This is a genomic window from Achromobacter aegrifaciens, assembly GCF_902859735.1.
In the GTDB taxonomy this organism is placed as follows: domain Bacteria; phylum Pseudomonadota; class Gammaproteobacteria; order Burkholderiales; family Burkholderiaceae_B; genus Achromobacter; species Achromobacter aegrifaciens.
In genome coordinates this window covers 176,360-196,807 of record NZ_CADIJY010000007.1, presented here as the reverse complement: position 1 = coordinate 196,807, position 20,448 = coordinate 176,360, and the positions used below count along the sequence as shown (strand labels likewise).

Sequence of the window (20,448 nt, the reverse complement as noted above, 5' to 3'; positions counted from 1 at the left end):
GACGAATGGATGGGCAAGCGCGTCCGTGGCGCCATGCGCAAGCTGGCGACGGACGCGCTTGCAACCCATCAGTTCGGCCGCTGCATCTTGCAAGTGGCTTGCGGCGGCGCCGACACGTCGGCCGCGGCCAGCACCTTGACCGGCTCGAAGCCCATGTCGGTGCCGTCGGCCTTGTACTTGGCGTTCTTGCCGACCTTGGACACCACCATCGGCAACTGCACCTGGTGGTCTTCCGCGCGCATCGTGTAGGTGCCCAGCGACGAGGTGTAGGTGACCTTCTCCAGCGCGCCGGCCAGTTGCGGCACGGACAGCTTGCCGTCCTGCGGCTTCACCTGCTTGAGCGCTTCGCCCAGGAAGCGGATGCCGATCACGGTCTGCGGCTCGGTATAGCTGGGGTAGTGGCCCGTCTTGGCCTTGTAGTCCTCGGCGAACTTGGCGCCTTCCTCGCCCGCGGCCTCGATGTTGTACGGATGGGCGATGTAGTGGCCCAGCGCGACTTCGCCGGCGTTGGCCAGGTTGCCCACCTGGTCCAGGAACACGGTGGCGAAACGGACCTTCAGGCCGGCGGCCTGCGTGGCCTTCATCAAGAGCAGCAGGTCGTTGGACCAGTTGCCCGTGATCACGGTGTCGGGCGTGGCCGAGCGGATGCGCGCCACGTAGGGGGCGAAGTCCTGGATCTTGTTGACTTCGTGCAGCGTCTTGCCGACCACTTCATAGCCATACTGCTTGGCAAAGCGCTCGGTGGCGCCTTCCATGTCCTGGCCCCAGGAGTAGTTCTGGTTGATGGCGTACACGCGCTTGCCCAGCGTGCCGTCGGCCGACATGACCGAGGCCAGCGCCTTCACGCGCAGGTCGGCGTTGGTGGTGAAGCGGAAGTGGTAGAAGTGGCACTTCTGGCCGGTCAGTTCCAGCGCCTCGCCGCCCACGTTCAAGAACACGACTTCCTTGCCCGGGTTGCGCAGGTTGTGCTTGCGCACGTCTTCGGTCAGCTGGCCCGAAATGGCCGACGAGGACCCTTGCACCAGGATCTGCACGCCTTCGGCCGCGGCTGCGCGGAAGCGGTCGGACGCGCCCACCGGGCCGCCCTGGTTGTCGAACTCGACCAGTTCCAGCGGCTGGCCGTTCCAGCCGCCGGCGGCGTTGATGCGGTCCAGCTCATACTTGACCGCGGCGCGGAACATCAGGCCGGTCGAGGCCTGCGGGCCGGACAGCGTCTCGATCAGGCCGATCTTGACGGGCGCGGCCTGGGCCGATGCGGCGATGCCGGCCAGGCACAGCAGGCCAGTGGTGAAAGCCAATTTCATGCGTGTCTCCTCCGTGGGACGGGAGTGTGGTGAATCTGTTGATCAGGCAAGCGCGCGGGCGGGCTTGCGCGGCTCTTCTATGCCCAGGAAGCGGGCAATTTCGGCAATCTGCCCTTCCAGCATGTACAGGCCCGGATGCGTGCGGCAGCCGCGCGCGGCGGCGGCGCGCAGCAGGGGTGTGTCGACGCGGCTCATGACGGCGTCGGCTACGACGGTGCCGGCGGCAAGCGCGTCCAGCTGGAAGGGCAGGGGATCGGTGTCGTTCAGGCCCAGCGAGGTCGCGTTGATGGCGATGTCGCAAGCCTGGGGCGCGGCGCTGGCCACGCTGATGGCCAGGCCGGGATATTGGCGGCTCAGATGAGCGGCGAAGGAGAGCGCCTTGTCGGCGCTGCGGTTGTACAGGCGCAGGCTGGCGGGGCCGGCGTCGGCCACGGCACAGGCGATGGCCTTGCCCGCGCCGCCCAGGCCGGCCAGGTAGACGTGGCGGCCGGCCGGATCATGGCCCTGGCTGCGCAAGCCGGCGACGAAACCCAGTCCGTCGAAGTTGCCGCCGGTGAGCACGCCGTCGCGCAGGCGCACCGCGTTGACCGCGCCGCTTAGCTGGGCCGAGGGAGTCAGCGCGTCGCACAGGGCGGCGGCATTTTCCTTGTGGGGCACCGTCACCACGATGCCGCCCAGATTGACCAGCCCGCGGATGCCCGCGAACAGGCCGGGCAGGGCGTCGGGGGCCACATGGAACGGGACCATGACCGCGTCCACGCCGCGCTCGCGCAACAGGGCGTTGAGCCGCTGGGGCGTCTTGACGTGCGCGATCGGGTCCGCCGCGATCGCGAAAACGGTAGTGCTGCCGGTGATTTCCACCTGTTTGTCCCCTGCCTGGGTAGCGGCTTGCCGCCGTGTCGTTCCCGACTCTCTTGCCTGAAAGCGCCAGTTGCTTTACGCTTTCGGAATAAGTTGTCAGGCAACTTTATTAAGTTGTCCGATAAATCATAGGGCAAGCGTTTTTCCCGTGTCAAGCGGCGGTTTCGGGAGTCCAATCGGAATTCCAGGGACCGCCGGAAAGGCGTTCAGCCCGCGTATGAGCGTGCTACAGGAGACAGAATGATTTCGTTCGAAGGAAAGGTTGCCGCCATCACCGGCGCGGGCAATGGCATCGGCCTGGCGACGGCGCGGCTGATGGCGGCGCATGGCGCGCGGCTGGTGCTGACCGACATCGATAACGCGCGCCTGGAAGAGGTGGCGGCCGAGCTGGACCCCAGCGGGCAGCGCGTCTACACGCGGGCGCTGGACGTGTCGGCGTCGGCCGACTGCGAACGCGTGTTCGAGGCGGCGGCCAAGCATTTCGGCGGGCTGGACCACCTGGTGCATTGCGCCGGCATCTATCCGGAGCAACTGGTCAAGGACACCAGCGACGAGGCCTGGCGCACGCTGATGCGCGTGAACCTGGACGGCACCTTCTATGTATGCCGCGCCGCCCAGCGCCATTTGCGCCACGACGGCTCCATCGTGTTGCTGACCTCGCTGGCGGCCCAGCGCGGCAGCTATGCGCACGCGGCCTATTCGGCTTCCAAGGGCGCGGTGCAGAGCTTCACGCGCAGCCTGGCGCTGGAGCTGGCGCCGCAGATCCGCGTGAACGCGGTCGCGCCGGGCATCATCGCCACTTCCATGACGCAGGACCTGATCGGACAGAAGGGCGCGCAGCTGCTGGAAAGCACGCCGCTGCGCCGCTACGGCACGGCGGAGGAAATCGCCGGCTCCATCGCGTTCCTGTGCTCGCCGCTGGCCGGTTTCGTCACCGGCGAGGTCATGCAGGTCAACGGCGGCATCTATATCGCGTAAAGTCCCAGGATGGCGCGCCTGCCCATGCCGCGTCCGGTCCGCCAGGCATTCCCATAAACAAGAGGCGGCGCGTCTGCGCGCCGCCCGCAAGTTTGCACCATTCGACCATGCAGCCCAACCAAGAACAGGATCCGCCGCGCGCCGCGCCCAAGAGTTCGCTTTCGGCGGCGCTGGGCGACGCGTTGGCGGAGCAGATCCGCCAGGGGACGCTCGCACCCGGCGATCGCCTGCCCACGGAAAAGCAGCTGACGGAAACCTATTCGGTCAGCCGCGCCGTCGTGCGCGAAGCGCTGGCGCGCCTGAAGTCCGAAGGCCTGATCACGTCGCAGCAAGGCAGCGGAGTGTTCGTCGATCCGAACTTCCAGAAGAACGCGTTCCGCATCGCCGCGCCCACGCCGGGCGACAACCAGGAACTGGAACATATCCTGGAGCTGATGCTGTCCATCGAAGTCACCGCCGCGCGCTACGCTGCGCAGCGCCGCACCGACGCGGATCTGAAGAAGATGCGCCAGGCGCTGGTGGGCATGGAATACGCGCTGCTCAACGACAAGCTGGGCGACGAAGAGGACTACCAGTTCCACCATGCCATCGTGCAGGCGACCCATAATCCGCACCTGGTAGCCCTGAACGATTACCTGGAAGCCAATGTGCGCCGGGTCATCCGCAGCGCGCGCAACAATACGGCGCGCATGTACACCGAACGCATGGCCGCGGTGCAGAGCGAGCATCAGGCGATCTTCGCGGCCATCGACGCAGGCGATCCGGACGCCGCCGGACGCGCCGCCGACCAGCACCTGCGCAACGCCGCGGACCGCTTGCGGCTGTTCCAGGCGGAGCGGCCGGCGCCGGTCTAGGGCGCCGGGGACTGCCTGCCGCGCGGGTAAGTCCTAGGCGAAGGTCTGTTCCATTTCGCGGCGGAACTGCACGGCCGTGGACCTTTCGTCGTACTCCACGTCGGCCCAGCGGATCGCCTGCGATTGGCGCACCGGGTTCTTCAACTTGACCTGGTGCGACAGGCCCAGCGGCAGATAGCCCTCGTCCACCGAATCGCGCGCCGGCATCAGCCGGCCGTACACCGTGTAGCCGCCTTCGCCGTCCAGGATCTGGCCGGCCGGCAGGTCGCGCTTGGCGGTGGCGACGACGTCGCCATGCCAGCCCGCGGGCGCGCCGGTGGGTTCGCGGCGCAAGCCCACGCTGGCCACGCTGATGCCCAGCTCCAGGCCGATCAGGTGATAGGGTTTGTACATGGCGGTGTAGTTGCCGCTGGGGTCCGTGACCAGGCCGTATTCCTTGAAGCAGCGGCGCACGTAGTCGCTGTCGGCGGCCAGGGTCACGTACACGCCCCAGCGCAGGTCGCGGAACACCGGGCGGCCGTCGCGCTCCAGCGAGGAAATCACCTCGACCTGGCCGCGATGGTGCAGGATGCCGCCGCTTTCGCGCGGCCGCAGCACGCGCGCCAGATCGTCCACGCCGCAGGGCGGGAAGTGCAGGCCGGATGGCGAGGGCAGCAAGCCCGTGGCGTTGGACACCGCGGCCATTTCGATCGCGCTCTTGGTGCCGTCCAGGAAACTGTTGAACATCTGCGCGTTGAAGTCGCCCGCCGCTACCATCTCGGCGGTGAAGCCGTAATAGGGCCAGACGGTGTCCGGCGTGGAGGTATGGAATTCCGGCAGATACTTGGTGCCCTTGCCCGCGGCCATGACCTCGAAGCCGCTGGCGCGGGCCCAGTCCACCATTTCGCAGATCAGGGCCGGCTGGTCGCCGTAGGCCAGCGAATAGACGATGCCGGCCTCGCGCGCGCGCCGCGCCAGCAGGGGGCCGGCCAGCGCGTCGGCCTCGACGTTGACCATGATGATGTGCTTGCCGTATTCGCAGCAGGCCAGCACGTGGCTGATGCCGGCGGCGGCCTGGCCGGTGGCGTCGATGACGATATCGACATCGGGACTGGCGATCACGGCGTGGGGATCGTCGCTGAAGTAGACCTTGCCGTTCTTCAGCGCATCATTGGTGCTGCTGGCGTTGAGCGCGCTGGCGGGCCAGCCCACCCGGGTTAGCGCCGCGCGGGCCCGGTCGGGCGCCAGATCGGCCACGGCGACCAGCCTCATTCCCGGCGTGCGGGGGGCTTGGCTCATGAACATCGCGCCGAACTTTCCGGCGCCCAGCAAGGCAACACGCAGGGGCTTGTGATCGGCTTCTCGCTGCTTCAGCAGGCGGTACAGATTCATGGCGCGGGCTCCTCCGGGGTGGGGGGTACTGCAACACAGAATAGTCCCAAATCGCGGCTACTGAACAGGACTCACTCGTCTGCCGTATACAGCTCTCCGGCCAGCACGTTGCGCCAGTTCTGCCAGCTGATGCGGGGGCGGTCCGACACCTCGCGGTTGTAGGGGGCGTCGAACAGGATGTGCTTCCAGCGCGGCTTGACCGCGCCTTCGATCAGGGGCTTGTCGTCGATCAGCAGGTGGCCGTGCACCAGGGTCTTGTCCTTGGTCAGGATCAGCCGGTTGGTCGCTTCGCGGCCCAGGTGTTTTTCCACCCACAGGTACTTCTCCGCCACGCAGTTCTCGAACTGCGACAGGGGCGAGGAGCAGATGCGCACGTCCATGCCCAGCGCCAGCAGTTCCTTTATGGCGTCCAGCGCGCCGGGCACCGGCGGCAGGTCGCGGATGAAGCCGGGCGCCGTGTAGATGGCCTCGGCCATGCCGCGCAGCTCGGGGGCGTAATCCTGGCGGATGTAGAAAGACTTGCGGTCCTCGAACGCCACCGGCGGGATGTCCGGATGGCGCGCGCGCCAGGCGTCGATGAAGGCGTGTTCGAAATCGGCGAGCACGCCGTCTTGGTCCAGCAGGATGATCATGGCGGTCCCGGGTGATGGCAACCGGCTGATTGTGCCAGAGCGGAACGTCAGGAGTCTTGCGGCCGGGACTGCGCCACGATGCGGTAGCGGCTGCCGCCCGATTGCGATTCGGAGGCGACCAGCACCATGCGGTCGTAGCGCCAGGGCAGGGGGGCGGGCGCTTCGGCTGGCGGACTGGAGTGCTCGATGTTGCGCAGCAGGGTGACGTGCGGGCGGAAGGGCTGCGGCGGCGCGGCCAGGCCAAAACCCGACAGCCATAGCCACAGATCATCGTGGGCGGCCTGCAGGCCTTCGGGCGTGTCGCCGGGACCGGCCCACAGGATGCGCTGGCGACCGAAGACGCCGTAGCGGTCCAGCATGATGTCCTCGGGGGCGAGGCGGCGTTCAGGTGTCGCCGCGGCCAGCTCATCGGCGAGCGCCGCGTCCACCGGCCCAAGGAAGGCCAGGGTCAGGTGCAGGGTTTCCGTGCGCATGGCGCGCCCGCCGCAGCTGGGTCGAGCCTGCTCTGCCCAGGTCGCGAGCTGGGCGGCCAGCGAGGGGGCGGGCCACAAGGCGTAGAACAGGCGGACGGTGGACATGCGCTGATTGTAGGGGCGCATGCGGCGCAATGCGCGTGCGCGGCCCTTCAGTCGCTTGTGGTTTCGGTGCGGCGCCGGCGGGTCAGGGCGGTGTCGAAACGTTCCACGCCTGGGCGGGCTGGACGGTCGAAGCGTTCCACGCCTGGGCGGGCCGGGCGGTCGAAACGCTCCACGCCGGGACGGGTGAAGCGCTCGACGCGCTGCGGGGTTTCGGTCTTGGCCTGCACGCTCTGGGCGGCCGCCTGTTCGCGCTTGGCGATGATTTCCTCGGCGCGCTGATGATGCGGCGCCATCTTGCGGACCATCACCCGGCCGTCGCGCGGGAAGTAGTTGATGCGGCGCGCGTGCACGTCGCCCAGGTCTTGCGCCTTGACGGGGATGCCTTCGGTTCTGAGATAGTTCAGCACGAACTGGCCGTTGCGTTCGCCGATGTTCATCTGCTGCATGGCGGACAGCACGGCGCCGCCGCCGAATACCTTGGCTTCAAGCCGGTCGCGCGCCGCGCCGGCCTTCAGCAATTCGTTGATCAGCACTTCCATGGCGAAGGCGCCATAGCGCATGGTGGCCGAGGCGGGCGACTGCATGTCGCCCTCAGGCAACATGAAATGGTTCATGCCGCCCACGCCCGTGATCGGGTCGTGGATACAGGCGGCGACGCAAGACCCCAGGACGGTCGAGATCATCAGGTCTTCGTTGGTGACGTAGTACTCGTTGGGCAGTACTTTCACCGCCTGACACTGGAACGCGCTGTCGAAATAGTGGCGCGTCGCACGGGCTTCAAGACGGGCGGCCATGGGACTCGATTAAGGGCAAGTACAACGATTGGGACACGAAGGTGGCAGCTCGAGAACAGAAATGTATCAAAGTATGTAAGAAAATGTCGCTTTATTCTTGCATACTCAAACTTCCAGCGGGTGAATTGCTATGTAACGGGCGCAGTAATGTGTCCTGTTTTTGCAGCCCGACCCAAAGCCGAAGACGCCCGCAGGCAGGCATGCAAGCATCCTACACAGGCGGGCGGAAGTCGTTCCCCGGATCACGGGGAAGAAGGGGCTTTATACGGAGCTTTAGGCGCTGCGCGTCAGAAGCGCGTGCTGCGGGTGACCGACCAGCGGGCCGACAGGGCGCCCAGGGCGGCCGAAGCCACCACCGCGCCGATCAGCACGGACGGGCCCGGAAGGTGCAGGGCGAATTCGGCCCCGTAGCTGCGGGCCAGCCCCACCAGGGCGTCGTTCAGTGGCGACAGCGCGACCGCCGCCACGCCGATGGCCAGAAGCGAGGCCACCGCGCCCGATAGCGCGCCCAGGTAGAGGAAGGGGCGGCGCACGAAGGATTCGGTGGCGCCCACCAGCCGCGCCACGCCGATTTCCTCGCGTTGCGACAGCGCCTGCATGCGCACGGTATTGAAGACCGTCGCCAGCACCACCACCGCCACGCAGGCGGCCAGGAAGGCCAGGCCGATGCGGGCAAAGCGCAGGATCGCCTCCAGGCGCTGCACCCAGGCGCTGTCCAGCTGCACCAGGTCGACGTGGTTCCATTGTTTCCAGGAGGCGGCCAGCTTGTCTGCCCGGCCGGCGAGGTTGTCGCCATCGGCCAGCGTCACCACCACTGCGTCCGGCAGGGGGTTGCCCGGCAGCACGGCCAGCGCCTGCTGCCAGGCCGGGTTGGCGCGCAGATCCGCCAAGGCGTCCTCGCGGCCCACCACGCGCACGGCGCGGACGTCGTCCTTGAATTCGTCCTGGATCCGTTTGGCCACGTCCGCGGCGGCGCCCGAGGGGGCGTCCACGCGCATGAAGACGGTGACTTCGGGGGTGACCGACATCTGGCGCGCCACCGGCTGGACCGAGACGAGGATGGCACTGCCCAACAGTGGCAGGGCCAGCGCCAGGGCCATGACCAGCAGGTTGGCCAGGGAGGAGAACGGTTGCTTGACCAGCCGGCGCAGGGTGACCAGCAGCGCGTAGCGGTGTTGCCGCAGCCAGGCGTTCATGCGGACTCTCCCGGGTAGGCGCGGCCGGACGCGGCGCCCGGCTGCTGCCCGATACCGGATTGTCCCGCGCCGGCCTCAGGCTGCGGCGTTGCGGAACCCTGGGAGTCGGCGAACTTGCCCGGGTCGATGCGCAAGGTGCGGGTGGCGTAGCGCGCCATGAGGTCCTGGTCGTGCGAGGCGATCAGCGTGGTCACGCCGACGCGGTTGAAGTCGCGGAACACATTCATGATGCGCTGCGCGTTGTCGTGGTCGAGGTTGGCGGTGGGTTCGTCGGCGATCAGGATGGCGGGCCGGTTCACGATGGCCCGCGCGATCGCCAGGCGCTGCTGTTCGCCGCCGGACAGTTCGATCGGATTCAGGTCTTCCTTGCCGGACAGCCCCACCTTGTCCAGGGCGGCGCGGGCGCGCGCCGCGGCCGAGTCCCAGGCGTGGCCCGTGACCGCCAGCGGCAGCATGACATTTTCGAACGCGCTGCGATCGAACAGCAGGTGCGTGTCCTGCAGGATCACGCCCACGGCGCGGCGCAGGTACGGCCGGGCGCGGGCGGGCAGCTTGTCCAGCCGCTGGCCGTTGACCTGGATCGACCCCCGGCTGGCGGGCTCCAGTCCGCCGATCAGCTTGAGCAAGGTGGACTTGCCCGCGCCGGACGGCCCGGATACGAAAACGAACTCTCCCGCGCTCACGCGGAAGTTGATGTCGGCCAGGATATTGCGGCCGCGACCATATGATTTGAATACGTGCTGGAATTCGATCATGGCGGCTGTCAGATGAAGCCGCAATAGTAACTCGGGGACACTAAGGTGGCCTAAACCGCCTGGACGATGCGCGGACAAATATTTGCGCGCAAGGCGTCCGGGCGCGTTTGTCCTGGCGCAAACAGTGCCCCCATTTTCGACAGGAAACAGCGTTTCATTTCACCCAGTGTCCCTATATTTCAAGGGAATTCCCGGATGCGCCGCGAGCGGCGCGGACGCTACCATCCGCCCCATACGTCGGCCCAACCCGGCCTGCGTTGCGACTTCGCTTTATCCCACACGGAGAACACGATGAAAGTACTGAAACTCGCTGCGATCGGCGCCGCTTTGTTCGCTGCATCCGCGGCTGCCAATGCGGGCGCAACCTTCGATAACGTCAAGAAAAAAGGGTTTGTCCAGTGCGGGGTTTCGACGGGCATCCCGGGGTTCTCCATCGCTGACAGCAAGGGCGAATACAAGGGCATCGACGTGGACCTGTGCCGCGCCATCGCCTCGACCATGTTCGGCGACGCCACCAAGGTCAAGTTCACCCCGCTGAACACGCAGCAACGCTTCACCGCGCTGCAGTCCGGCGAAGTCGACGTCCTCACCCGCAACACCACCGTCACGCTGACGCGCGACACCACGCTGGGCCTGATCGGCGTGGGCGTGAACTACTACGACAGCCAGGGCGTCATGGTCTCCAAGGACCTGAACGTCAAGAGCGCCAAGGAACTCAACGGCGCCACCATCTGCGTGCAGCCCGGCACCACCACCGAACTGAACCTGGCTGACTGGTTCCGCGGCCAGAAGATCGAATTCAAGCCGGTCGTGATCGACAAGTACGACGAAATCATCCGCGCCTTCTCGGCCGGCCGCTGCGACGCCTTCACCACCGACAAGTCGCAACTGGCTTCCACCCGCACCACGCTCGAGAATCCGGACAAGTACGTGATCCTGCCGGAAGACTTCTCCAAGGAGCCGCTGGGCCCCATGGTCCGCCAGGGCGACGAGCAATGGTTCAACATCGTGCGCTGGTCGCTCAACGCCATGCTCGAAGCCGAGGAATACGGCATCACCAAGGCCAACGTCGCGGAAATGGCCAAGAGCCCCAACCCCAACATCCAGCGCATCCTGGGCGTGACCCCGGGCATGGGCAAGAACCTGGGCGTGGATGACAAGTGGGCCTACAACATCATCAAGAACGTGGGCAACTACGGCGAAAGCTTCGAAAGCACGCTGGGCAAGAGCAGCGCGATGAAGCTGGAGCGCGGCTTGAACGCTTCCTACAAGAATGGTGGCTTGATGTACGGCTGGCCGGTGCGCTAACACACGGCTGCCTGGAAAAACGGAGCCCGGCGCTCCGTTTTTCCTCTCCCGCCCTCGGGCGGGTGGCAGGAGTGGGTGGCGCGGCCCTACCGGCTTCGCCGCCCGGTGTCCGACTTCTGTAGATTTACTCATGAATACTCCCAATAAAAGCGCGCCTGCATCGGCACCTCCCCGGCGTCTGAACTGGAACGATCCCGGGGTGCGCTCCGTGGTCTATCAAGTCCTGGCGCTGGCCGCGGTGGCCTGGGCCGTGTGGTTCCTGGTTTCAAACACCCTGCACAACCTGTCCGTGCGCAACATCGCCACGGGCTTCGGCTTCCTGGACCGCGAGGCCGGCTTCGCGATCGGCGAAACGCCCATCGCCTATACCCCTGCGGACACCTACGGCCGCGCCATCCTGGTGGGCCTGCTCAACACGCTGCGCGTAGCCGTCATCGGCATCGTGCTGGCGACCATCCTCGGTACGCTCATCGGCATCGGCCGCCTGTCCAAGAACTGGCTGGTCGCCAAGATCACCTCGGTCTATGTCGAGATAATGCGCAACGTGCCGCTGCTGCTGCAGCTGTTCTTCTGGTACGCGCTGATCACGGAAAACATGCCCGGTCCGCGCCAGGCGCACAATCCGCTGCCCGGCGTCTTCATCTCCAACCGTGGCTTGAAGGTGCCGGGGCTGGAAGGCAATTCGCTGGACTGGATGCTGGCCGGACTGGGCCTGGCCATCGTGGCGATCATCCTGCTGGGCCACTGGGGCAAGAAGCGCCAGGAGGCCACCGGCCGCGTGTTCCCGCTGGGCCGCGCCGCCATCGGCCTGCTCATCGGCTTTCCCATCATCGGCTGGCTGGTCAGCGGCGCTTCGCTGACCCTGGACATGCCGGAGCTCAAGGGCTTCAACTTCTCGGGCGGCCTGACCTTGTCGCCGGAATTCGCCGCCCTGATGGCGGGCCTGGTGATCTACACCTCGGCCTTCATTGCCGAGGTCGTGCGTTCGGGCATCCAGGCGGTCAACAACGGGCAATGGGAAGCTGCCGGCTCGCTGGGCCTGCGCCGCAAGCAGGTGCTGCGCCTGGTGGTGCTGCCGCAGGCGCTGCGCGTGATCATCCCGCCGATGACCAGCCAGTACCTGAACCTGACCAAGAACAGTTCGCTCGCGGTGGCCATCGGCTACCCCGACATCGTGTCGGTGGTGAACACCACGCTGAACCAGACCGGCCAGGCCATCGAGGGCATCCTCATCATCATGGCCGCGTACCTCACGGTCAGCCTGTCGATCTCGATATTCATGAACTGGTACAACAAGCGCATCGCGCTGGTGGAGCGTTGATATGAGCAGCACTTCGCATATCCCCGCCGAAGGCCTGCCGCCGCCCAGCACCCAGGTGGGCGCCTGGGCCTGGATCAAGTCGCGCCTGTTCTCCTCGCCGCTGAATATCCTCATCACGGTGCTGCTGGCGTGGTTCCTGCTGATGGCAGTGCCTGCGCTGGTGGAATGGGCCTTCATCAAGGCGAACTTCTCCGCGGCCAACGCGCAGGAGTGCCGCGCTTCCGGGGGCGCCTGCTGGGCGTTCATCATCGAGAAGCACCGGCTGATCCTGTTCGGCACCTATCCCTACGACGAGCAATGGCGTCCGCTGATCGCAACCATCATCCTGGTGGCCGTGATCGTCTGCAGCGGCATCCGCCGCTTCTGGAACTGGAAGCTCGCCGTCATCTGGACCGTGGGCCTGACGGCCGTGGCGCTCCTGATGTGGGGCGGCGTGTTCGGCCTGACCTACGTGGAAAACGCGCGCTGGGGCGGCCTGCCGCTGACGCTGATCCTGTCCACGTTCGGCATCGCCTTCGCCTTCCCCATCGGCGTGCTGCTGGCCCTGGGCCGGCGCTCCAAGATGCCTGCCATCAAGGCGCTGTGCGTCGTGTACATCGAGCTGATCCGCGGCGTGCCGCTGATCAGCCTGCTGTTCATGTCCTCGGTGATGCTGCCGCTGTTCCTGCCCGAAGGCTTCTCCATCGACAAGCTGCTGCGCGCGCAGATCGCGATCATCATGTTCGCGGCGGCGTACATCGCCGAAACGGTGCGCGGCGGCTTGCAGGCGATTCCCAAGGGCCAGTACGAGGGCGCGGATTCGCTGGGCCTGAACTACTGGCAGCAGATGCGCAAGATCATCCTGCCGCAGGCGCTGAAGATCGTGATCCCGCCGCTGGTCAGCATTTTCATCGCGCTGTTCAAGGACACCTCGCTGGTGGTGATCATCGGCATCTTCGACCTGACGCTGGCGGCCAAGGCGGCCTTGTCCGACGCGGCATGGCGCGGATTCGGGGTGGAGGCGTACCTGTTCATTTCGCTCATCTACTTCGTCTTCTGCTTCTCCATGTCCAAGTACAGCCAGGCGCTGGAAAAACGCCTGGCCACGGGACACGCACGCTAGAACTTTGCAGCGCGTCCGCCCCGGGCGGACGCGCACCGCGATACTTACGGGAGTACAGGCATGTCTGATGCCATCATCAAATTGCAGGACGTGAACAAGTGGTACGGCCAGTTCCACGTGCTGCGCAACATCAACCTGGACGTCGCGCCGGGTGAGCGCATCGTGGTGTGCGGGCCGTCGGGCTCGGGCAAGTCCACCATGATCCGCTGCATCAACCGCCTGGAAGAGCACCAGAAGGGCCACATCATCGTGGACGGCACGGAGCTCACCAACGATCTCAAGCACATCGAGACCATCCGCAAGGACGTCGGCATGGTGTTCCAGCACTTCAACCTGTTCCCGCACCTGACCGTGCTGGAAAACCTGACGCTGGGGCCCATGTGGGTGCTGAAGAAGCCGCGCGCGGAAGCCGAGGCCACGGCCATGAAGTACCTGGAGCGCGTGCGCATTCCGGACCAGGCCAAGAAATTCCCTGGCCAGCTCTCGGGCGGCCAGCAGCAGCGTGTGGCGATCGCGCGTTCGCTGTGCATGAGCCCCAAGATCATGCTGTTCGATGAGCCGACCTCGGCGCTGGACCCGGAAATGGTCAAGGAGGTGCTGGACGTGATGGTCAACCTGGCGCAGGAAAGCGGTATGACCATGATCTGCGTGACCCACGAAATGGGCTTCGCGCGCAAGGTCGCCAACCGCGTGATCTTCATGGACCGCGGCGAGATCATCGAGCAGAACAGCCCGGACGAGTTCTTCGACAATCCGCAGAACGACCGGACCAAGCTCTTCTTGAGCCAGATCCTGCACTGATGCTTCAAAACCGCCTTCGGGCGGTTTTTTCTTGGGGCGGCGGGTTGCCGTGACGGGGCAGCGGCGTGAACAGCCAGGGGTTCTGCTGGTATCTCTTTGTTACGCCTTATTCCTCGCTGCGGTATGCTACTGACCGCTATTGATCCGAAGCGAGGAGAACAACATCATGACGCAGACCCCCCGCAGCGCTGTGCGCCGCGCCCTGTTGCAAGGCGCCGTGGCGCTGGCCGCCACCCTGCCTTTCGGCGCCCCGGCGCTGGCCCAGGCCACCGATTTCCCGACCAAGCCGCTGCGCTTCGTCGTGCCTTACCCGCCTGGCGGCCCGCTGGACACCATGGCCCGCATGCTGGCCGAGAAGGTGCGCGGCTCGCTGGGCCAACCGGTCATCGTGGAGAACCGTTCGGGCGCGGGCGGCAACATCGGCGCCGACCTAGTGGCCAAGGCGCCGGCCGACGGCTACACGCTGGTGATGGGCGCGGTCGCGACCCACGCCATCAATCCCTGGCTGTTCGCCAATCTGCCGTATGACCCGGTGAAGGACTTCGCGCCGGTGACCATCGTGGCCTCGGTGCCCAATGTGCTGGTGATGAACGTCGAGTTCGCGCAGAAGAACAAGATCGAGAAGCTGGCCGATCTGATCGACTATGCCAAGAAGAATCCGGGCAAGCTGAACTACGGTTCGGGCGGCAACGGCAGCGCGGGCCATCTGTCGGGCGAGCTGCTGAAGGCGCGCGCGGGGATCAATGTCGAGCACATTCCTTACCAGGGCGCGGCGCCTGCGCAGTTGGCGCTGCTGTCGGGACAGTCGGATTTCATGTTCGACAACCTGGCGGCTTCGGCGCCGCTGATCAAGGACGGCAAGGTCAAGGCATTGGCCGTGACGACTGCCAAGCGTTCTTCGCTGCTGGCGGATGTGCCTACGGTGGAAGAGTCGGGGATCAAGGGCTTTGACCTGGGGACCTGGTTCGGGGTGTTCACGACGGGCGGCACGCCGGCGCCGGTGGTGGCTAAGCTGAACAAGGCTTATGCCGATGCTATGCAGCAGGCGGATGTGAAGCAGCGCTTGTTGACGATGGGGTCTGAGGCTGCGCCGATGACGCCTGAGGCGTTTGCTGAGTTCGTCAAGAGCGAGAAGGCGAAGTATCAGGAGATTGTGAAGATCTCGGGTGCTAGTTTGAATTGATGTTTGTTTAGCGCCGGGTGGTTCTTTAGACGCCCGTCGCGTCGGCGGCCCGCGGTGTGCGGGGCTGCGATTGCGGTCCGGAGCGTTCGCTCCGGACTTGCCTCGGCGGCCCCCCCCTTCGTCATCTTCGTCACCGCCTGCGGCGGTTCCTTCAGATTCCCTCGGGCTTATCGACGCCCCGCACACCGCGGGCCGCCGACGCGACGGGCTCTGGCGGTTGAAACTTGACGTCAGCTGGGGCGATTGGCGTTCTTCTGGTTCTTGCCGACATCTGTGTTTGGTGGCGTGTCTTGCGGGGCCCGCCCCAGGCCGGCCGCGCGGGCGGCCTTTTGGGGCTTACGCGGTGTCTTGCGTCGGGATGGTGTGTGCTTGCGTCTTGCGTCTTGCGCCTTGCGCTCCGCGCCTTGCAGTGCGGTTCGTGGTCTATGCTGAGCGTCCTTGCTTATTGATCTGGGGCCGTCATGCATCTGCAAGCTGCCATTCCCATCTTGCGTATTTTCTCCGTCGAAAAGGCGCGCGAGTTCTATCTGGATTTTCTCGGGTTCGAATGGGACTGGGAGCATCGCTTCGAGCCGGGCATGCCGCTGTATGCGCAAGTGCATCGCGGCGACCTGACGCTGCACCTGAGCGAACACCACGGCGATGCCACGCCCGGATCCGCGGTGTTCGTGCGGATGCGGGGCGTGGACGAGTTCCAGGCCGAGGTGAACGTCAAGGGCTATGGCTATATGCGGCCGGGCGTGGAAGAGATGCCGTGGGGGCGGGTGATGGCGGTCATCGATCCGTTCGGGAATCGGCTGAGTTTTTGCGAATCGTCCGACTAGACGCCCAGGTAGCGCTGCGCGAGTTCGGGCTGCGCGGCGAGCTCCGCGGGGCTGCCTTGCCAGACCACGCGGCCCTTTTCCAGGACGTGGTGGCGGTCGACGAGCGTCGCCATTTCCTTCAGGTTCTTGTCTATCACCAGGATGGTCTGGCCTTCTTCCTTCAGGCGGCGCAGGCAGTTCCAGATTTCGTGGCGGATCAGCGGCGCCAGGCCTTCGGTGGCTTCGTCCAGGATGAGCAGGCGCGGGTTGATGAGGAGGGCGCGGCCGACGGCGAGCATTTGTTGTTCGCCGCCGGACAGCGTGCGGGCGGATTGGGCGCGGCGCTCCTTCAGGCGCGGGAACAGGTCGAAGACGCGGCCGACGTGCCAGCCGGCGCGGGTGTTGCGGGCGGTGGCGATCAGGTTTTCTTCCACCGACAGCGAGCCGAAGACGCGGCGGCCTTCGGGTACCAGGCCGATGCCCAGCTGGGCGATGCGGTGCGGGGCCTGGCCCGCGATGGGTTGGTCGTCGAGCAGGATGCTGCCGCCCTGGGCGGGCAGCATGCCCATGATGGTCTTGACGGTGGTGGTCTTGCCCATGCCGTTGCGGCCGATCAGGGATACGACCTGGCGCGCGGCGATGTCCAGGTCCACGCCGAACAGCACTTTGCTCGCGCCGTAGCCGGCCTGCAGTTGCTTGAGTTGCAGCATCAGTCCTCCTCGCCCAGATAGGCGGCGCGCACGTCGGGATGGTGGCGCACCTCGTCCGGCGTGCCTGTAAAGATGGTCTTGCCGTAGACCAGCACGGTGATCCGGTCGGCCAGGGCGAAGACGGCGTCCATGTCGTGTTCGACCAGCAGGATGGCGTAGCGGCCCTTCAGCTCCTGCAGCAGGGCGGTCATGCGTTGGGATTCCTCGGCGCCCATGCCGGCCATGGGCTCGTCCAGCAGCAACAGCGAGGCATCCAGCGACAAGGCCATCGCCAGTTCCAGCTGGCGCTTTTCGCCGTGGGCCAGTTCCGAAACCCGTACGTGGGCGCGGCCGCTCAGGCCGACGCGTTCCAGCGCCTCTCTGGCGGGTTGGCGCAGTTGCGGCAGGCGGCGGGCGTTCTTCCACAGGTTGAAGCCGCCGGGGCTGTGCGCCTGCACCGCCATGGCGACGTTGTCCTCGGCGCTGAAGGCGGGGTAGAGCTGGCTGATCTGGAACGAACGCGCCAGCCCGGCCGCGGGCCGCTTGTGGGCGGGCATGCGGGTGATGTCGCGGCCATCCAGCAGGATGTCGCCCGAGTCCGGCAGGATCTCGCCGCTGATCTGCGACAGCAGCGTGGTCTTGCCCGCGCCGTTGGGGCCGATGAGCGCATGCAGTTCGCCGGGCCGGACCTGCAGGTTGACGCCTTGGGTCGCGCGCACGGCGCCGAAGGATTTCTGCAGGTCGCGGATTTCCAGCTTGGGATGATCAGTCATGGTGCTTGCCTCCCACCAGCCAGCCATAGACGCCGCGCTTGCCGAACAGCACCACCAGCACCAGCACAGGCCCCAGGATCAGCATCCAGTGTTCGGTCCAGGCGGTGGCGACCTGTTCCAGGCCCAGGTACACGGCCACGCCCAGTACGGGGCCAAAGATGGACCCCATGCCGCCCAGGATCACCATGGCCATGAGTTCGCCGGACTTCTGCCAGGACGACATGTCGGGGCTGACGAAGAGCGCGTAGTTGGCCCACAGGGCGCCCGCCAGCCCGGTGCCCGCGGCCGACAGCACGAAGGCGGTGAGCCGGTAGCGCAGCGGTGCCAGGCCCAGTCCGATACTGCGGCGCGGATTCTGCTTGATGCTTTGCAGCGCCATGCCGAAGGGCGAATTGACGATGCGGCGGCAGGCCAGGATCCATGCCGTCATGAGCGCCAGGCAGACGTAATAGAAGGCGGTGGGGTTGTTCATGTCCAGGCCGGGCAGGGTGTTGCGCGTGTCGATGGACAGGCCATCGTCGCCGCCGTAGACCATCAGGCCGACCAGGATGAAGTACAGCATCTGTCCAAAGGCCAGCGTGATCATGATGAACTGCACGCCCGAGGTCCGCAGCGACAGAAAGCCGACCACCAGGCCGGCGAGAGCGGCGGCAGCGATGGCCAGCGGCCACATCACCAGCGCCGCGTTGCTGCCGCTCCAGCCGAACAGTGTGTCGCCCTGACTCAGGTGAAAGCCCGCGATGCCGATCACATAGCCGCCCAGCCCGAAGAAGGCGGCATGGCCGAAGCTGACCATGGCGCCGTAGCCCAGGATCAGGTCCAGGCTGACGGCGGCGATGGCGTAGATGAGAAAGCGGGTCATCAGGTTGATCAGGAAGCTCTCGCCCGTGGCCGACGCGATGGCCGGCACCAGCACGAACAGCAGCAGTCCTATCGTGTTGACGATGGTTTTTCTGGTCATGGGTATCGTTCCTATCGCTGCGCGGGCACCAGGCCGCGCGGCTTGAACAGCAGCACGATGGCCATCAGGATGTAGATGCTGGCCGAAACCAGGCTGGAACTCGCCGAGTCCGACAGCTCCGGCGGCAGCAGCCGCGACATCCAGAACGGGATGTAGGCGCGCCCCAGCGCATCGGTCATGCCTATCATCAGAGAACCGACCAGCGCGCCGCGCACCGAACCCACGCCACCCACCACGATGACCACGAAGGTGGTGATGAGGATGCGCTCGCCCATGCCGATCTCCACCGCCAGGAGCGGCGCCGCCATCACGCCGGCAAAGCCGCAGAGCAGGGCGCCTAGCGTGAAGATCAGCGTGAACAGGCGCTGGATGTTCACGCCCAGCGCGTCGACCATTTCGCCGTCGTCGGCGCCCGCGCGTACCAGCATGCCGACGCGCGTGCGCGAGATCAGCAGCCACAGCCCCAGCGCCACCAGCACGCCAGCGCCGATAAAGGCCAGCCGCATGAGGGGATAGTTCAGGCCGGGCAGGATCTCCACCGAGCCCGACAGGAAGGGCGGGATGTCCATGAAGGGCGGGCTGCGGCCGAACAGCACCGTCACCATCTCGTTGGTGAACAGCGTCAGGCCCAGCGTGGCCAGCACCTGGTCCAGGTGGTCGCGGCGGTACAGATGGCGGATCACCAGCAACTCCACCACCAGGCCATAGAGCGCCGCGCCCGCCAGCGCCGCCAGCAGCGCGGCCAGGAACGATCCGGTGGCCGCCGCGGCGCTGGCCGCGCAGAACGCGCCGACCATGTAGAACGAACCGTGCGTCAGGTTGATGACGTTCATGATGCCGAACACCAGCGTCAAGCCCGCCGACAGCAGGAACAGCAATGCGCTGTACTGCAGGCCATTCAAGACCTGCTCCAGGAACATCAGCATTGGGGACTCCTCGTGGAGTGGACCCGGCGGACTGCGCGCAATCCGCCGGGCGTCGTGCGGACTTACATCTTGCAGTCGGCGGCGTGCACGTCGGTATGGTCGCGGGCGATGACCTTCAGGTTCTTGTAGACCAGCTTGCCGTCGGGGCCGGCCTCGATGTGCAGCAGGTACCAGTCCTGGATCGGATGCTGGTTGGGGCCGAACTTGAACTTGCCGCGCACGCTGGGGAAGTCGGCGCGGCGCAGCGCGTTGCGGAAGTCGTCAGCGCGGCCGGTGATGTCGCCGTCCACGGCCTTCAGTGCGGAGCCGATCAGGTTGGCGGTGTCGTAGGCCTGGGCCGCATAGGCGGTGGGCGCGCGGTTGTAGGCCTTGGTGAAGGCTTCGACGAAATGCTTGCTCTGCGGGTTGTCGAGATCCGCGCTCCACAACGAGCTCAGGTAGAAGCCCTTGCCGGCATTGCCGGTCGCGGCCAGCATGCGGTCGTCCATCGAGTAGATGGGCGTGATCATGCGGATCTTGTCGGCCAGGCCGGAGTTGGCGAATTGCTTGGTCAGGTTGATGCCCGCGCCGCCGGGGTGGAACTGGAAGATGGCGTCGGGATTGAGCGAGCGGATGCGCGCCAGTTCCACCGAGAAGTCGGCCTGTTCCAGCTTGGTGTAGATCTCGTCGGCGATCTCGCCCTTGTAGGTGCGCTTGAAGCCGGCCACCGCATCGCGCCCGGCCTGGTAGTTGGGCGCCATGATGACCACGCGCTTGGCGCCCAGCTCGTTGGCGGCAAGGCCCGCGGTGTCGGCGTAGGAGTCGTTCTGGAACGCCACCGAGAAGTAGTTCGGGTTGCAGGCCTTGCCGGCGTAGTTGGAGGGGCCCGCGTTCAGGCTGACATAGAAGCCGCCCGCGTTCAGCACGGTCGGCCCCACGGCCGCCATGACGTTGGAGAAGTTGATGCCCGTGAACAGCCGCACGCCGCCCTGCACCATCTTGTCGGCGATCTGCTTGGCGTTGGCGGGCTTGAGCGCGTCGTCCTCCACGCGCACATTGACCGGCACGCCGCCGAGTTTGCCGCCGCCTTCCTTGACCGCCAGCATGAAGGCGTCGCGCTCGTCTTCGCCGATGTAGCCGGCGGGCGTGGACAGGGTGCCGATGAAGCCGATGTCGACCGGCTTTTGCTGCGCGCCGGCCGCGAACGCGGTCAGCGCAAGCACGAGGGCGGCGCTGCCGCGGATTGCGGTTTTTCTCATGGTTGTCTCCTTGGGTGCCT

At 66.1% G+C, this 20,448-nt stretch carries 21 protein-coding genes; 8 read left to right on the top strand and 13 right to left on the bottom strand.

Features of this window, described 5'->3' with window-relative positions:
• Positions 1-68: 68 nt before the first annotated feature.
• Both HV766_RS20860 and HV766_RS20855 read right to left on the bottom strand, forming a co-directional pair.
• Entirely contained in the window at positions 69-1,304 is a 1,236-nt protein-coding gene (locus HV766_RS20860) for a branched-chain amino acid ABC transporter substrate-binding protein (protein ID WP_054458939.1), read from the bottom strand.
• Positions 1,305-1,346: 42 nt separating this feature from the next.
• Positions 1,347-2,165 (bottom strand): shikimate dehydrogenase family protein, encoded by an 819-nt coding sequence (locus HV766_RS20855; protein WP_175163495.1) that lies wholly within the window; start codon positions 2,163-2,165, stop codon positions 1,347-1,349.
• Between the two features lie 240 nt (positions 2,166-2,405).
• Between HV766_RS20855 and HV766_RS20850 the strand changes: the two genes are divergently transcribed.
• Together HV766_RS20850 and HV766_RS20845 are read left to right on the top strand one after the other, a co-directional pair.
• Positions 2,406-3,143, top strand: a complete 738-nt coding sequence (locus HV766_RS20850; RefSeq protein ID WP_013396517.1) for an SDR family NAD(P)-dependent oxidoreductase — start codon at positions 2,406-2,408, stop codon at positions 3,141-3,143.
• Positions 3,144-3,250: 107 nt separating this feature from the next.
• Positions 3,251-3,997: a FadR/GntR family transcriptional regulator gene (locus HV766_RS20845; RefSeq protein ID WP_054458942.1), complete on the top strand. Its 747-nt coding sequence runs from the start codon at positions 3,251-3,253 to the stop codon at positions 3,995-3,997.
• A 33-nt stretch (positions 3,998-4,030) separates the two neighbouring features.
• Here HV766_RS20845 and HV766_RS20840 read toward each other — a convergent pair whose 3' ends face one another.
• From HV766_RS20840 to HV766_RS20815, 6 genes are all read right to left on the bottom strand, one after another.
• Entirely contained in the window at positions 4,031-5,368 is a 1,338-nt protein-coding gene (locus tag HV766_RS20840; RefSeq protein WP_054458944.1) for an NAD(P)H-dependent oxidoreductase, read from the bottom strand.
• Positions 5,369-5,439: 71 nt separating this feature from the next.
• Positions 5,440-6,000: a 5'-3'-deoxyribonucleotidase gene (locus HV766_RS20835; protein WP_054458946.1), complete on the bottom strand. Its 561-nt coding sequence runs from the start codon at positions 5,998-6,000 to the stop codon at positions 5,440-5,442.
• 47 nt (positions 6,001-6,047) lie between these two features.
• A complete protein-coding gene (thpR, locus tag HV766_RS20830; protein WP_225590533.1) occupies positions 6,048-6,599 on the bottom strand; it encodes an RNA 2',3'-cyclic phosphodiesterase in 552 nt (183 codons plus the stop codon).
• A 26-nt stretch (positions 6,600-6,625) separates the two neighbouring features.
• Positions 6,626-7,372, bottom strand: a complete 747-nt coding sequence (gene cheD, locus HV766_RS20825) for a chemoreceptor glutamine deamidase CheD (RefSeq protein WP_054458947.1) — start codon at positions 7,370-7,372, stop codon at positions 6,626-6,628.
• Between the two features lie 287 nt (positions 7,373-7,659).
• Positions 7,660-8,568, bottom strand: a complete 909-nt coding sequence (locus HV766_RS20820) for a cell division protein FtsX (protein WP_175163493.1) — start codon at positions 8,566-8,568, stop codon at positions 7,660-7,662.
• The gene (locus tag HV766_RS20815) at positions 8,565-9,323 is read right to left on the bottom strand and encodes a cell division ATP-binding protein FtsE (RefSeq protein ID WP_054458951.1); all 759 of its coding nucleotides are present in this window, start codon (positions 9,321-9,323) and stop codon (positions 8,565-8,567) included. Before HV766_RS20815 ends, HV766_RS20820 begins: the two co-directional genes overlap by 4 nt.
• 291 nt (positions 9,324-9,614) lie before the next feature.
• On the opposite strand from HV766_RS20815, the gene HV766_RS20810 reads away from it, so the two are divergent.
• The 6 genes from HV766_RS20810 (at position 9,615) to HV766_RS20785 (ending at position 15,862) form a co-directional block, all read left to right on the top strand.
• Positions 9,615-10,631, top strand: coding sequence for an amino acid ABC transporter substrate-binding protein (locus tag HV766_RS20810; RefSeq protein WP_054458953.1), 1,017 nt, complete (start codon positions 9,615-9,617; stop codon positions 10,629-10,631).
• Positions 10,632-10,761: 130 nt separating this feature from the next.
• A complete protein-coding gene (locus HV766_RS20805) occupies positions 10,762-11,952 on the top strand; it encodes an amino acid ABC transporter permease (RefSeq protein ID WP_054458955.1) in 1,191 nt (396 codons plus the stop codon).
• 1 nt (position 11,953) lies between these two features.
• Positions 11,954-13,054, top strand: a complete 1,101-nt coding sequence (locus HV766_RS20800) for an amino acid ABC transporter permease (protein ID WP_054458957.1) — start codon at positions 11,954-11,956, stop codon at positions 13,052-13,054.
• A gap of 60 nt (positions 13,055-13,114) precedes the next feature.
• Positions 13,115-13,855: an amino acid ABC transporter ATP-binding protein gene (locus HV766_RS20795; RefSeq protein WP_042795434.1), complete on the top strand. Its 741-nt coding sequence runs from the start codon at positions 13,115-13,117 to the stop codon at positions 13,853-13,855.
• A 166-nt stretch (positions 13,856-14,021) separates the two neighbouring features.
• Positions 14,022-15,038 (top strand): Bug family tripartite tricarboxylate transporter substrate binding protein, encoded by a 1,017-nt coding sequence (locus HV766_RS20790; RefSeq protein WP_175181762.1) that lies wholly within the window; start codon positions 14,022-14,024, stop codon positions 15,036-15,038.
• A 461-nt stretch (positions 15,039-15,499) separates the two neighbouring features.
• Positions 15,500-15,862, top strand: a complete 363-nt coding sequence (locus tag HV766_RS20785; protein WP_175181761.1) for a glyoxalase superfamily protein — start codon at positions 15,500-15,502, stop codon at positions 15,860-15,862.
• Here HV766_RS20785 and HV766_RS20780 read toward each other — a convergent pair.
• The 5 genes from HV766_RS20780 to HV766_RS20760 form a co-directional block, all read right to left on the bottom strand.
• Positions 15,859-16,551 carry an ABC transporter ATP-binding protein gene (locus HV766_RS20780; RefSeq protein ID WP_175181760.1) on the bottom strand — a complete coding sequence of 231 codons (693 nt, stop codon included), beginning with the start codon at positions 16,549-16,551 and terminating at the stop codon, positions 15,859-15,861. The two genes, HV766_RS20785 and HV766_RS20780, sit on opposite strands and share 4 nt — an antisense overlap.
• The gene (locus tag HV766_RS20775) at positions 16,551-17,303 is read right to left on the bottom strand and encodes an ABC transporter ATP-binding protein (RefSeq protein ID WP_054458966.1); all 753 of its coding nucleotides are present in this window, start codon (positions 17,301-17,303) and stop codon (positions 16,551-16,553) included. Before HV766_RS20775 ends, HV766_RS20780 begins: the two co-directional genes overlap by 1 nt.
• The gene (locus HV766_RS20770; RefSeq protein ID WP_054458968.1) at positions 17,296-18,264 is read right to left on the bottom strand and encodes a branched-chain amino acid ABC transporter permease; all 969 of its coding nucleotides are present in this window, start codon (positions 18,262-18,264) and stop codon (positions 17,296-17,298) included. The genes HV766_RS20775 and HV766_RS20770 overlap by 8 nt, the downstream gene beginning before the upstream one ends.
• 11 nt (positions 18,265-18,275) lie before the next feature.
• A complete protein-coding gene (locus HV766_RS20765; protein WP_082401347.1) occupies positions 18,276-19,190 on the bottom strand; it encodes a branched-chain amino acid ABC transporter permease in 915 nt (304 codons plus the stop codon).
• Positions 19,191-19,252: 62 nt separating this feature from the next.
• The gene (locus HV766_RS20760; protein WP_054458970.1) at positions 19,253-20,428 is read right to left on the bottom strand and encodes an ABC transporter substrate-binding protein; all 1,176 of its coding nucleotides are present in this window, start codon (positions 20,426-20,428) and stop codon (positions 19,253-19,255) included.
• Positions 20,429-20,448 lie beyond the last annotated feature (20 nt).